A 13658-nucleotide genomic window follows, 5' to 3' on the forward strand; every position below is an offset into this window, starting at 1 on the left:
GGGGGCGGTTCCCCTTCTAGGTTTCCGTCGAACCATACTCAACTAGCAAATCGGAATCCAGACCGAAATCTACCCTCTATGCTGCACGTTTCATTCCTTCTGCTGAGGGATCCATTCTTTCTGAGACGATCATATCGGCGGAACGACCGTCACGGTTCGCTTCTTCAGAACGCCAGTCTTGAAGGACGTTCGCATTTCGAATCATCCAGATCGCAACCGTCATCATCATCGTGTAACCAAAAACCTCAACCGTTTCCTCTGCGGTAACCCACTTCGATCGCTCGAACAATTCGGCCAGAACGAAGCAAGAAGCGAACGGAATCGCGGGCCAAACGAACATCGGCGAAAACCACAACTTGCGATCCTCAGGAAACTTCAGCCAGGCGTATGCAACACGCGACAACCAAACGCAAACTGCAACAGCAATGACGCCATGCTTCCAGGCTGCTGAAATTGCAAAGCCGGTCGCCTCAGCGGTTTGATAGGCGCCATCGGATAGGCTTGCTTGGCTTACAGCTGATGGGATTTCTCGGGCTGCTCCCGCAACCGCGACGCAAACCAAAGCAACAGCGATACTTTGCCAGCTGGAAGCCTTCACTCGAAGTAACGCCCAACAACCTGCGATCGCCGTGCAAACCAGCACCAACAATTGGACAGACTCAAGGGCCCCATTTTCGCCGGTCAACCACTGATTCGATAATGAGTCAGCCAGCATGTAGTTCGCTGCCCACAATCCACCGCAGCAAACGGCCGTTGCCAACAAAGAATCTCTCATCACTTTCAGGTATGGCCACCGCATCCAGTGCGATTGCTCTTTGGCGATTGAAGTTTGAACGTCTTTTGATTCGCTTCTCGATGGCATCGCTTCGGCTACTTCATTGGAGGTTGGATGGAAAACGGCGACCAAACGAAGCAACCGTTCGCCAATGGCGAGTACGGCATGTTCGGTGCGAGAGTCGGGGCCACCATAAATTGGAATTTTCCTTGCAAACCGGGACGCGAAATCCCGCAATAGAAATTTTGAAACGGCCGGGTTTGCAGTCCACATTTGAACGATGAATGCGGCCGAACCAACTACCGGGATCGCCCCAACAAACATCGCATGCCGATGCGGGACATCATGAGATCGATTTGCTAGCAAACTGAAAAGCGTGACCAGAGTTCTTGCCGCAGGCAGAATCATGATTGGCAAAATAGCAAACCAGACACTACCGCCGGTCAGTGCCATCGCGATTCCACCAACCTTCAAAGGGGTGATCAGCGGGTAGAAAAACTTGATCGCCAAGTGCATTCCCAAACCGCGCGAATAGATCGCTAACTGGGGACCACTGAACTGGGAATCAAGTCTCATTGCTTCGTCGTCAGTCAACCATTCGCGAGATTGCCACCGCCGCGTAGCAGCTCGAAATGCCTTGCGTCCAAAAGCAATTTGATAGCTGCCGCGGAACAACAAAGCTCGCATCTGGTTGTTTCGGCGGGCACGTCGAGTTGGATCGACCAAATAGCGATGCACACCCGCCGTGGTTGTATAGCGAAGCAAGCGGTGACCAATGAACCCTAAACTCGACGCAGGACGGGTCCGATTGGAACATCGTTGCTGTTCACGAAGAGCTTTCACCTGCCGGCGTCGATATTTCATCCAGAAGGCGGAGCGTACACGTTTGTCCGTTGCAAATCGACGAACACGTTCCCGATGAGATCGGTTTGCAAGGCACGACTGAAACCATCGGCCAATTGCACCGGGCGGGCACACACCCAGCAACCACATCAATGTGAAGAACCAAACGCTGGTCTCCAGAGCGGGCACGTTTTCCGAATCGACCAAACGTTGTTGCTGCCATCGATCGATACAGGTTCGACGATAGTGGGCTCGTCGTTGAGCAGAAAACCAGGTCCATGGGCGACGGAAAGGAGCGATCTCCCCCGCTTTCCATTGCTCGTCCGCGGCAACCAAAGCTTCCACGTCTGCCGAAAGTTCAGCAGCCAGATTTTGCTCACCTCTCTGCACAAGCTGATCAACCAAATCAGCGCAGGAAGCTCGAAGTTTTTGCGAATCCAAATCATCGAAGGGAAAGACGGCCCCTCGACGCCAGCTTTGCCACAAGTACCGCCAAACCAGAATCGCCGGTATCCCGGACTCCAGGTCAATGATCGTATAGCGAAGACTTCTTGGCGAATCGGCTTCCGATTCATCCGAATGAACGACGCGCAGCCCCGCATGCTCTGACAGCAATAGGTTTGCGGTCGAAACCATGGCTCCCGGCGACACCTGCCAACCGGATCCAACCAACCCAAAATCAAACAACTGCCGTTCCACCCGCCTCATTTCGGCGACCAAACCAGCCATCTCGTTTTCGACGGTCGCCGGATTCTGATTGGCACACGCCGGGATCGGACCACGACCTTCGACAAAACTCGCGGCGAGAACATAGGCTTCGCGATCGCGATCGTAGCGAACGTATGCGGGCAGCGCAACATCAACAGAAGAATCGCGTTCATCGCGGATCGCGGATGCTTCTAACATTCGCGAAACCACTCGCCGGCGATAGAAACACGCCAAGATCGCGTGTTGATTCGATTGATAAGCGAACGGGGCCGCAAAGGCCAATCGGTAGATACTGCGGGTCAATAAACCAGGGGCGAAGACCTTTTCTACGTAGAGATGACGCCGTCCGTCGTTCCACGAAGCCTCCACCAACTCCGCCGTGGCAGCTCGCCCGTTCCCAAGCGTGCGAATCAGGCGCACGTCGTCCGGGGCCTCGGACTGGCACCGATACGGATCCAGACCGGTATCCACGTCGGAATTCTCCGGAATTTCGCCGATCTGACGGGTGTTCGATAATCTCGTCACGGGGGAACTCAAATGGACAGAACGAATCGAACACGAAAATTTCATAAACGTTCGATACTATCTCTCGAATCCCGCCGTCAATTGCAAGAAGCCAGCATCAGCGACCGAGGACGCACATTCTGGACTCAATTTCGGCTCTGCGCCGGCAGTCCGTCGTCGCTGGTGACAAAGAACGCGTCAAAGTCGCCCCCAGAATTAGCGGTTCCCTCCAAGTCGTACTCTTCGGACACCAATGTTCCCAACCAAGCTTGGATCCGATTGGCACCGTCGGCGTGCGAGTGGTGAGTTGCAACTTCGCTGGCGTAATTGATTAAATCGTAAACTCGAGCTTTGCTGGGCAGAATCCGGCGACGTTTGTCGCTCAGCGCGTCCAGATTTGCCAACCCATATAGCTCGTTCAGGTCGCCAGCCAGCGAACGGAACCGCCCGATCAGTCCATCCTGCGTCAGCTGCTTGTCCCGACGTAGAGACTCCAGCAATTCGTTCAGTCGAAGACACTCGTGCACCGACGCCCAAGAAGTCTGACTTGATTCGAATCGCTGCCTGAGTGCCGCATAGCCATCTCCGTTGTCGAACGACTCGATCGCTCGCACGATGCAATGCTCCATGTTCTTTCCAACCGGCACATCGCTGCGGAATGCTTTGGCGTGCCCGATCATGCCGTTGCTGCAGACCAACCGCAGCATCGACAAAAACAATCTGGGATGCCCGTAGCCATCGACCGGAGTCTCCAAACAAAACCGATCGCGAAACTGATCACCACCAATTGCAAATTGACGACTGCCGCCGCGAGGTGCATGCGTGCTGGTCACAACTCCGTTGTGGTACCGAATGTCTTCGCCTCCATTTCCATCCAGCAAGCCGCGGATGTCGTCGTAGCGGATGATTGGTCGGTTGGGATTGGTCACAGCCAACAATTGATCGGATCGCTTCGATGAAGCACTCGACGACCGAGCGATGCAGTAGCGGAACGTCACATCGTCCCGTTGCGACTGGATGCGTGAAAAAACTTCATCCGGACGGAAGTAGCGGAACACGTTTTCCGCGATTCCGAATCGGGTGAAGAACGATCGCCAGAACCGACGGGTGGCGACAACCGGTTGCCCATCGATTTCCAGTTCACGCAGACTGATCCGTCCGCCGGGAGAACGATGCACCGTCCCGACTTGGATGTCACCGACACTGGCCAGTGCATAACTGAAACGGGGAGAGGTTTGGGATTCGCTTGGGAGAGATGCTGAAGTCGACATGATTGATTTCCGAGTGTGGGATTTTGAAATTTCGATTGAATCAGTGAGCTGCGAAGTCCGGTGCTAAGCAGGTCGGCAGGAATGATCGGGTAGAACCTCACGTAGGCGAGACTCTTTGAGACTCGCAAATGACAGCGTCTCGGAGAGACGCCGCTACGTGATCAAGCCCGATGACTTCCGCTTACGTGCTTAGCGAGCCAACCGGTGCATACGACGACGTGGCCGGTGAGCAGCGATGAGTTTCGGCAGACTCACATTGGCCTTCGCGACTCGCTGACGTGCTGCCATGGCCATTGCATCCAACTGACGGTTGCCAGCGATGCTTCGCCAACCGTATTCAGTCCACAGATACTGCTCAGCGGGGATCGCCGTTCGCATCATTGGGTGTCGTGTGTGCCGACACTGGACAACCTGTTTGATCGGTTCCGATTCGCATTTGCGAAGCACTCGTCCAGCCATTTGAATCGTGGTTCCCTGGCCACTCGGCCGGCAGAACACGGTTTTCAACGTTGGACAATCAAAACCTTCGGTGAGGATGGCCATGTTGATCAGAACGTCGGTATGACCTTCGATGAAGTCGGCCAACTGGCGGTCGCGATTTGTTTTTGCAGTCACCACATCGCTGCGAATACCGGCTTGGTCCAAACGTGACTTCAGTTCGTCACATTCCGTTTGCTTGTGAAAGAACACCAGCGACTTGCCCCATCGCTCTGGTTCATCAATCAACAATTCAGACAATGACTGCGGCGAGTACTCTTCAATCGTGTAGTGATGGTACGCACTCAAAAATCCATCCGCGATCAAGTGAGCGATGCCAGCGTCGCGAATCACATTTTCGAAACACAATTTGACGCGGTCGGTGCGATATGGCGTCGCGGACAATCCCAGCGTCCATCGTGGTTGAATTTGCCCGTGCAAGTTGGCCATGCTGGTCGCTGCATCGTGTTGTGCCTCATCGATCACCAACAAATCCACGTCCGGCGGGTCCTTGTCAAACATGCTGATCAATTGCATGTCGAGACCAAACTTACGGCGAATGTTTTCGGCTTGAGCCTGGGCCAACAGATTCCTCCGCATCGCGACCCAACCAACTCGGATACCGAACGTTCGCTGCATGATCGCGGCGATGGCCAGCCCCATCACCGTCTTACCGCTTCCGGTGGGACTTTCAATCAGAACGCTGGATGGGCGTGAAACGCCCTGCCCTGCCCCGTCGATCGCGGAACAAAACTCGTGTTCGCCACACCCAAACGCATTGAGAGTTCGCCGGATGATACGGTGTTGATACGGGCGAGGCTGAATCGCGAAACCGTCCAAATCCAACTCGGATGATGGTTCGGATGGGATCGCTGGTAAGATCGCAGTGGACATCGTGTTCCCTTTCTGCAGGTGTCAAAGTTGAACACCTGTAGTGATAGGGAAAGCGGTGACACGTTCGGTCACCGAGCGAATGCTACGCCCAAACTTCTATTCGCAGAAGCGAACGGGCACTGATCGGACTTGAGGTGAATCCGCCGACGCAGCGAGCAATCAGCCGCGTTTTGGCCTTGGAATTTTGGTGCCTTTGCTGGCTCCCTTTTTCTTCGCACCGCGGCGACCGCGTCCTCGACCGCCCGATTTGCCCGCCGATTTCTCGTCGACAATCTCCACCTCAGAAAGTGGTTTGCCTATGTGCTCCTTCAGTTGCAGCACACGGTCTCGCAGCCGAGCGGCACGCTCGAACTCGAGATCTTCCGCCGCGGCCAACATCTCTTGCTCGAGTTTGTCGACGTACTCGATCGTGATGTAAATCGCTTCGCCGCTGTCCTGAGCCTTGCGAGTCGACTCTTTGTGGTTGGCAGCCTCGGTGTCGATGCCTTTCCGGATCGACTTGCGAACCGTCTTGGGCACGATTCCGTGCTTGGCGTTGTATTCCATTTGGATCACGCGACGACGTTCGGTTTCGTCGATCGCCATCTGCATGGAATCGGTCACCTTGTCGGCGTACAGAATCACGCGTGAGTTCGCGTTCCGAGCCGCACGACCGATCGTTTGGATCAAACTCGTCTCACTCCGCAAAAACCCTTCTTTGTCAGCATCCAAGATTGCAACCAAAGAAACCTCGGGAAGGTCCAAACCTTCTCGAAGCAGGTTCACACCGACCAAACAATCGAACTGGCCGGCCCGGAGTTCCTGCAACAAATCCACTCGTTCAAAAGCATTCAGTTCGCTGTGCAGCCATCGGCACTTGACACCTTGTTCTTGGAAATAGGTCGCTAAATCTTCTGCCAAACGTTTGGTGAGCGCCGTGACCAGCACACGTTCGTCTCGCTCGGCGCGGATCCGGACCTGTTCCAACAAATGCGTCACTTGTCCGCGAGCCGAAACGATTTCGACTTCCGGATCGAGCAATCCCGTAGGCCGAATGATTTGCTCCACCACTTCGCCGCCGGTGCGTTCCAATTCGTAGTCGCTGGGCGTTGCACTGACAAAGCAAATTTGTCCGGTCCGTTCTTCCCATTCATCAAACTTCAATGGCCGATTATCCAGTGCGCATGGAAGCCGAAAACCATGTTCGACCAATGTGATTTTTCGGCTTCGGTCACCCGCGTACATCGCGCGGACTTGAGGCACGGTCACGTGCGACTCGTCGACAAACGTGATGAAGTCTTTCGGAAAGAAGTCGTAGAGCGTGTCCGGGGTCGCGCCAGGTTCCTTGCCCGATAGTGGGCGAGAATAGTTTTCGATGCCAGGACAATGTCCGACTTCGGCCAACATTTCCAAGTCGAACTTGGTCCGTGCCGACAAACGCTGAGCTTCCAGCAACTTGCCTTGTGACTGGAAGATCTCCAGTTGCTGCGTCAGTTCTTCGCGAAGCAGTCGAATCGCGCGTTGAATGCGGTCCTCTGGCATCACGAAGTGCTTGCATGGATAGATGTAGAGATGCTCGACCGTTTTAATCGTCTCGCCGGAGGTTGGTTTGATCAGCGAGATCTTCTCGATCTCATCGCCCCACATTTCAATCCGATAAGCGAACTCTTCGTAGCTGGGCCAAAGCTCGATCGAATCCCCTCGGACACGAAATTTGCCCCGTTCGAACTGGATGTCGTTGCGTTGATATTGAAGGTCGACAAACTTCAACAGCAAGTGATCTCGGCGGGTCTGTTCGCCTTGATGAAGATCGACGACCAATTGCCGGTAATCATCCGGGGATCCCAAGCCGTAGATGCTGCTGACCGAGGCCACGATGACGACATCACGACGGCTGACCAAAGAACTGGTCGTTGCCAATCGCAGCCGATCGATTTCCTCGTTAATGGAGGAATCTTTCTCGATGTAAACATCTCGCTGCGGGATGTAGGCCTCGGGTTGGTAGTAATCGTAATAGCTGACGAAGTAGTGGACGGCGTTGTTAGGAAAGAACTCTTTGAATTCCCCGTACAACTGAGCGGCCAATGTTTTGTTGTGGCTGAGAATCAACGCGGGTCGCTGGACCGACGCAATCACGTTGGCCATCGTGTACGTTTTCCCCGTCCCGGTGGCTCCCAGCAACGTTTGAGCGGTCTTGCCGCTTTGGATGCCTTCGATCAATTTGGCGATCGCGGCCGGTTGGTCCCCCGATGGCGGGAACGGTTGATGCAAATCAAAAGCGGCCGGCGCAAGTTTGGTGATGCTCATGCGAGCACTTTAGCAAACTGTCGAATCATCCGGCAAAGACCCAACGTCTTCGATTCTCGCCCCTGAATTTCAACGCACTGCCATGGCGAAGCTGTATTTCTACTATTCCACGATGAATGCCGGTAAATCCACGGTATTGCTGCAGTCCAGCTACAACTATCGCGAACGTGGGATGAACACGTTGATTTTGTCTCCTGAGATCGACACCCGGTTCGGCAGTGGCAAAGTCGCCTCGCGAATTGGGATTGAATCGGAGTCCGTTTCATTCAACACGTCCGACAATCTGCTGAACCTGGTTCGCAACGAGACACGCATTAATCCGCTCCACTGCGTGCTGGTTGACGAGGCTCAGTTTTTGACCCGAACCCAAGTCCGACAGCTCAGCGATGTTTGCGACGACCTGGACATTCCCGTGCTGGCCTACGGTTTGCGAACGGATTTCCAAGGCAATCTGTTCGAAGGTAGCGAACACTTGTTGGCGTGGGCCGACACCCTGACAGAGCTCAAAACGATTTGCCATTGCGGCCGCAAAGCCACCATGGTGCTGCGAGTGAGTGAATCCGGCCAGGTCATTCGTGACGGTGAGCAGGTTCAAATCGGAGGCAACGAACGGTACCAAACGGTTTGCCGCCTTCATTTCAAAGAAGCGATCTACCAACGCGCGGAAGACGAACTGCCTTTGCTGGATTCGAACGAACCCCGCCAATCCGAACGCTGAGAACGTCTCATCCTGGCGGCCACGACTGCGGACGACACGTCCTACCCCGCGCGAGCCTCGGTCGACTATTCTGGGGCCATGCAAGTCTCACAAGAATTGATCGATCGCGTTCTGCGACTCGTTCACGCGGCGGAATACCGTCCCAGCAAACCCAAACAAATCGCCGCCCTTCTCGAGCTGGACGCGGATGGTTATCGCGAAGTCCGCCGGGTGATCAAACAATTGGTCCTCGAAGGCCGGTTGATTTACGGCGGAAATCACTTGGTCGTCGCGGCAGCCGCCGTTGGTGGTCCCACCGACCAGATTCGCGGGACATTTCGACGCGCGATGGGTGGCGGCTTTGGTTTCGTCCGCCCCTCCAGCGGTGGTGGCAATGCGGACGCTGATGTCCCCGAAGATGTCTTCGTGCCCACGGGGATGACCGCCGGCGCCCTCGAAGGCGACCTCGTTGCCGTGACGATCGAACCCAGTCGCCGCGGTGGCATCGAAGGCAAAGTGGTTGAAGTGCTGCAACGGGCACGACGCCAATTCACCGGCACGTTCTTTTCCTCACCGCAGCCCGACCAACCTGGATCCGACACGATCGAAGGTCCCGTCGTCTACTTGGACGGTGTCCACTACGAAGCTCCGGTCAGCGTCGGCGACGTACGAGGTTTGCCGCTCCAAGATGGCGACAAGATCTTTGTCGAGATTGTCGATTTCCCGGATGAAGAAAGCGGCGGCGGAGAAGCCGTCATTCTCGAACGCTTGGGAAGCAGCAAGAACCCGGCGATCGACACCCTGACGATCATGCGGCAATACGCGTTACCTGATGAGTTCTCGGAAGACGTGTTGGACGAAGCTCGTGAGCAAGCCGATGCGTTCGACGACGATGTCGTGCCAACGGATCGTAAAGACCTGACGGACATGCTGACGATCACGATCGACCCGTTCGATGCACGCGACTTCGACGATGCAATTTCACTGCAGCGCGAAGATGGCCGATGGCGATTGTGGGTTCACATCGCCGATGTCAGTCACTTTGTTCCGCCCGGTGGAAAGCTGGACGTCGAAGCGCGTCGTCGCGGAACCAGCGTCTACCTGCCCGACCGCGTGATCCCAATGATCCCCGAGATCATCAGCAACCACCTTGCGTCACTGCAACCCGAACGCATGCGTTTGGTGAAGACGGTCGAGATCGAAATGCTGGATGATTTGACCATCACTCACAGCGAAGTTCACAACGCTGCCATCCGCAGTGACAAACGATTCAACTACGAACAAATCGACCAGTTCATCGCGTCCCCTGCTGCCTTTCAAAAGGACTGGGGAGATTCCATTTGCGAACTGCTGACGCACATGCACACGCTCGCGATGCAAATTCGCAAGCGGCGTTTCAAAGATGGCGCGCTGTCGATGGACATGCCAGACATCAAGCTCGAACTGGATCGAACGGGCAAGGTCAAAGGTGCTTACCAAACCGAGAACACCGAAAGCCACCAGATCATCGAGGAGTTCATGCTGCTCGGCAACGAAGCCGTTGCCACTTGGCTGGATGATCAGGAACTCAATTTCCTGCACCGCATTCACGCACCGCCTGAACGACGCAAGCTGCGACAGCTCACCAGTTTTGTCAAAGACCTCGGATTGGGTTTTGACAACGTGGAAAGCCGCTTTGAAATCCAAGCGGTCCTGGACAAGGTCGCCGGCACGACGCTCGAAAACGCTGTCAATTTCGCTGTGCTGAAAAGCATGAGCAAAGCCGTTTACGGGCCGCACCGCGAAGGACACTACGCGCTCGACAAAGAACATTACTGTCACTTCACCAGCCCCATCCGGCGGTACCCCGACCTCAGCGTCCACCGCTTGGTGCAGCGGCTGATCGAGCAAAAATCAACGCCAGACGAATCTTTCGCGGAGTTGGTCAAACTCGGGCACGAATGCAGCGACGCCGAACGCAACGCCGCTCAAGCCGAACGTGAATTGATTCAACTGAAGTTGCTTCACTTCTTGAAAAAGAAGCAAGGCGAAACACTTGAGGCGGTGATCAGCCGCGTCTTTGCCGATGGCATTCATGCTCGCTGCTTAAAACTTCCCGTCGATGGCTTCATACCGGTCACGGAACTGCCCAGCGATCAATATCGATTCGAGCGTCGCGGGCAAAGTTTGACGGGCTTCAAATCAGGCAACCGCTTCCGACTGGGTGACCACCTGACGGTCCGAATTGGCAAGGTCGACCTGCAAGACCGACAGTTGTATCTCGAAGTCGTCAAAAATCACTCGGCCGCCAAAAGTGATCCGCGAGGACCTTCTGGCAGCAAGTCAAAGAAGTCACCTCTGCGGCATCAGAAGAAGTCCGATCGACGCGAAAAGAAAAAGCGACGGCGGCGTTAGCAGGCTGTTGATTTATTGAGCCGCACCGCGTTAGCAGCGGTTGATTAGACGCCAACCGGGGCTAACGCCCAACGGCTAATGATTGTCATTCGGTATGCGACTAAATCAACAGCCTGTTAGGTCCGTGATGCTTGGTCACCATGCGGCCGAACGCTTGAATTCACGGTGGGGACCACCGTGCCACAGGTTTTGAATCTTTTCCATCGTTGCCATGAACGTTCTCATTCTCACCGGTGCCGGAATCTCTGCGGAATCCGGTATTCCCACCTTCCGCGACGCTAACGGCTTGTGGGAAGGGCACGCCGTTGAAGAAGTCGCCACACCCCAGGGTTTCGCTCGCAATCCCAATTTGGTGCACGAGTTCTACAATCAGCGCCGACGGGCGCTACTGAACCCCGAGATTCAACCCAACGCAGCGCACGTCGCGCTGGCCGATTTCGAACGCGAACATCTTGAAAATGGACGCGGCGATTTCCTGTTGGTGACGCAGAACATCGACAACCTCCACCAACGTGCTGGCAGCCAAAACGTGCTGGCGATGCACGGTCAATTGCTGCAAGTTCGCTGCGTGTATTCCGAAGAGATCTTCGACTGGACCGGTGACCTGAGCGTCGACACGCCGCACCCGGAAGCTCCCGACGACGATTCCATGCGAGGCTGCTTGCGTCCCAATGTCGTCTGGTTTGGCGAGATGCCGATCGGACTGACACAAATTGAGAAGGCCGCGACGAAAGCCGATCTGTTCATCGCCATCGGAACATCGGGTGTCGTCTATCCCGCCGCCGGCATCGTGGCTCAAACGCCACCGCACTGCCGCCGCATCGAAGTCAACCTGGATGACACGCCCGCGTCGAGTGCATTCGATGAAACCATTCGCGGTGCGGCCAGTGTCGAAATCCCGAAGCTACTGAATCACTTCAGCGCGATGTAAACGTCTGTGATCAGATCTTTGGTTTCGGTCGTTTCTGGATCGTTGCGATACACCTCACATCCGATCGCCTTGGCCATCTTCAGTTTCTTGTATCGGATGTATTGAATCCCGCCTGACCACGCGTTGCCAAGATGCGCGTACTCACCGATGTGCCGGACCAATAAAAACTTGCCGGCCGGAACCGTGTCCGCAACGCAGCCATCCGGCACCGGCGTGCCCGCATCGGCCAAATAACCGGCCGTGTAATCGAACCATCGTTTGCGAAGATCCGAGGTCGTGTGATAGAGGCTGGCCCATTCGTGAACGCGTTCGTCGTCCGCGTTGTAGTGTGACTTGACTCGTTCCAACGTCGCGGCCATGTGACAACCAATGTCGTCCATCGTGCAACCGCCACGCTGACCGATGATCATGCGATCGGGCTCGCTGACCACACCTTTGATCTCCAACTTCGAAAGCACTTCGCCGGTTTCAACGAACTGTTTGAACATCAGCAACCCACGTTCGTAGTCCATGCCCACGAACGTTTCCATCATCGATCGCATCCAAAACAAGAACCACGGCAACTTGCCTCGCATGTGCCAGGTGATCTTGGATCCCGGTCGACCATCCGTCATCACCGGTTCGATTTCGAACTCCACCTTTGACTGTGACTTGAACGGTTTGACGAACGCCAAATCGGCTTGCACCGATGCATTTGCTGACAAACTCTTCGGAGCCTGAAGTTGGCGATGGGTCATCGAACCTTCGCCGACCAATTCACCCTTCCAGTGATACGTCGCCCCCAACTCATTCGACGGATCGCTGACGGTCACTTCCGCATCGGGATCGACTTGCAACCAAGGCGACCAGCGAGTCCAAGTCGAATAGTCCCTGACCGCGTCATAAACATCGCGTGTATCAGCGTCGATGGTTTGGGAACGTTGAATATGAAACGCGGGCATGGTGAATTCATCCCTACAGGGTGACTGACGTACCGAGGCGGATATCCTAGCAAACTCGCCTAGTAACAGCATTACGATAGAAGTTTTCACTTTCTCGCAAACGCACGCCAACAACCCTGCCCCCCCCGATTGAACGCCCCTTATTTGGGAAGCGAACCAGAGTGCGTTTCCAATTCAATCTCGACCAGCAACGGTCGGTGATCCGAAGCGACCGGCTCGTCCAGAACCTCCGATTCGACGATTCGCCAGGAGTTGGCGGGGTACATCGCAACATAGTCGAGTTGTCGGTTGGGCGATCGGGCGGGGAAGGTGTGCATTGATTCAGTTGTCGCGATCCGCCATTTCGCTTGCAGTGTTTGCATGGCAAGTGAGGCCGGTTTCGCATTGAAGTCACCCGCAATGATGACCGGGGTGCTTCCGCAGGCCAGGAGCCGATTGAGTTCAGTGGCCTGCTTTTCCCGCAAATCAGCACGCGAGTGATGCAGATGCGTCGTCGCGAAACGCAGCCGAGTTTTGTGAATCAAAATTTCTGCCACCCCGACAATCCGGCGTTCCCGAATGGGATCACCGGGTAACCAATGCACTTCGAGCGATTCGATGGGGTACTTTGATAGCACCGCTTGCCCATATTCGCCGCCGTCATAGTCGATTTGCTTCGCGAATTTTCCGTGCAGACTGGTTTGGACGGCAAGCGTTTCGACTTGATTGACCATCCCGTTTCGACGGGTGTTTTGATCCACTTCTTGGACCGCTACCAAATCAGGATCCACCGATCGGATGACGTTCGCCAAACGATCCAGATCAATTTTCCCGTCGGTTCCCCGACCGTGGTGAATGTTGTAGCTCAGAACTCTCAACCGGATCGTTGAGTTTGTTTCTTGTTCTTGAGCAAGCACAAGCGGCGAGCGCAACATGAAGGCAAACGATGCAAAAGCAA

The 13658-nt window shown here is 55.2% G+C and carries 9 protein-coding genes; 3 read left to right on the top strand and 6 right to left on the bottom strand.

The features are described from left to right. Window positions 1–76: 76 nt before the first annotated feature. The 4 genes from RB_RS17160 to uvrB form a co-directional block, all read right to left on the bottom strand. Window positions 77–2851, bottom strand: coding sequence for a hypothetical protein (locus RB_RS17160; protein ID WP_231845726.1), 2775 nt, complete (start codon window positions 2849–2851; stop codon window positions 77–79). Window positions 2852–2976: 125 nt separating this feature from the next. Continuing rightward, window positions 2977–4101, bottom strand: coding sequence for a DUF932 domain-containing protein (locus RB_RS17165; protein ID WP_011121839.1), 1125 nt, complete (start codon window positions 4099–4101; stop codon window positions 2977–2979). Between the two features lie 189 nt (window positions 4102–4290). Next, entirely contained in the window at window positions 4291–5472 is a 1182-nt protein-coding gene (locus tag RB_RS17170) for a DEAD/DEAH box helicase (protein ID WP_011121840.1), read from the bottom strand. A gap of 159 nt (window positions 5473–5631) precedes the next feature. Next, entirely contained in the window at window positions 5632–7758 is a 2127-nt protein-coding gene (uvrB, locus tag RB_RS17175; protein ID WP_007329492.1) for an excinuclease ABC subunit UvrB, read from the bottom strand. Between the two features lie 82 nt (window positions 7759–7840). On the opposite strand from uvrB, the gene RB_RS17180 reads away from it, so the two are divergent. The 3 genes from RB_RS17180 (at window position 7841) to RB_RS17190 (ending at window position 11780) form a co-directional block, all read left to right on the top strand. After that, on the top strand, window positions 7841–8476 hold the full coding sequence (locus RB_RS17180; RefSeq protein WP_007334933.1) for a thymidine kinase: 636 nt from the start codon (window positions 7841–7843) through the stop codon (window positions 8474–8476). 78 nt (window positions 8477–8554) lie between these two features. Next, the gene (locus tag RB_RS17185; RefSeq protein ID WP_011121841.1) at window positions 8555–10849 is read left to right on the top strand and encodes a ribonuclease R family protein; all 2295 of its coding nucleotides are present in this window, start codon (window positions 8555–8557) and stop codon (window positions 10847–10849) included. Between the two features lie 211 nt (window positions 10850–11060). Continuing rightward, window positions 11061–11780 (top strand): SIR2 family NAD-dependent protein deacylase, encoded by a 720-nt coding sequence (locus tag RB_RS17190; protein ID WP_011121842.1) that lies wholly within the window; start codon window positions 11061–11063, stop codon window positions 11778–11780. Here RB_RS17190 and RB_RS17195 read toward each other — a convergent pair. Beyond that, the gene (locus RB_RS17195; RefSeq protein ID WP_164922143.1) at window positions 11762–12721 is read right to left on the bottom strand and encodes an SRPBCC family protein; all 960 of its coding nucleotides are present in this window, start codon (window positions 12719–12721) and stop codon (window positions 11762–11764) included. The two genes, RB_RS17190 and RB_RS17195, sit on opposite strands and share 19 nt — an antisense overlap. A gap of 140 nt (window positions 12722–12861) precedes the next feature. Further along, window positions 12862–13635 (bottom strand): endonuclease/exonuclease/phosphatase family protein, encoded by a 774-nt coding sequence (locus RB_RS17200; protein WP_231845727.1) that lies wholly within the window; start codon window positions 13633–13635, stop codon window positions 12862–12864. Between the last annotated feature and the right edge of the window lie 23 nt (window positions 13636–13658).

Source organism: Rhodopirellula baltica SH 1 (assembly GCF_000196115.1).
Taxonomy (GTDB): Bacteria; Planctomycetota; Planctomycetia; order Pirellulales; family Pirellulaceae; genus Rhodopirellula; species Rhodopirellula baltica.

Excerpts from the sequence above, each read along its gene's own strand:
- RB_RS17165 (WP_011121839.1), bottom strand. The coding sequence starts at position 4,101 with ATGTCGACTTCAGCATCTCTCCCAAGCGAATCCCAAACCTCTCCCCGT.
- RB_RS17170 (WP_011121840.1), bottom strand. The coding sequence starts at position 5,472 with ATGTCCACTGCGATCTTACCAGCGATCCCATCCGAACCATCATCCGAG.
- uvrB (WP_007329492.1), bottom strand. The coding sequence starts at position 7,758 with ATGAGCATCACCAAACTTGCGCCGGCCGCTTTTGATTTGCATCAACCG.
- RB_RS17180 (WP_007334933.1), top strand. The coding sequence starts at position 7,841 with ATGGCGAAGCTGTATTTCTACTATTCCACGATGAATGCCGGTAAATCC.
- RB_RS17185 (WP_011121841.1), top strand. The coding sequence starts at position 8,555 with ATGCAAGTCTCACAAGAATTGATCGATCGCGTTCTGCGACTCGTTCAC.
- RB_RS17190 (WP_011121842.1), top strand. The coding sequence starts at position 11,061 with ATGAACGTTCTCATTCTCACCGGTGCCGGAATCTCTGCGGAATCCGGT.
- RB_RS17195 (WP_164922143.1), bottom strand. The coding sequence starts at position 12,721 with ATGCCCGCGTTTCATATTCAACGTTCCCAAACCATCGACGCTGATACA.
- RB_RS17200 (WP_231845727.1), bottom strand. The coding sequence starts at position 13,635 with ATGTTGCGCTCGCCGCTTGTGCTTGCTCAAGAACAAGAAACAAACTCA.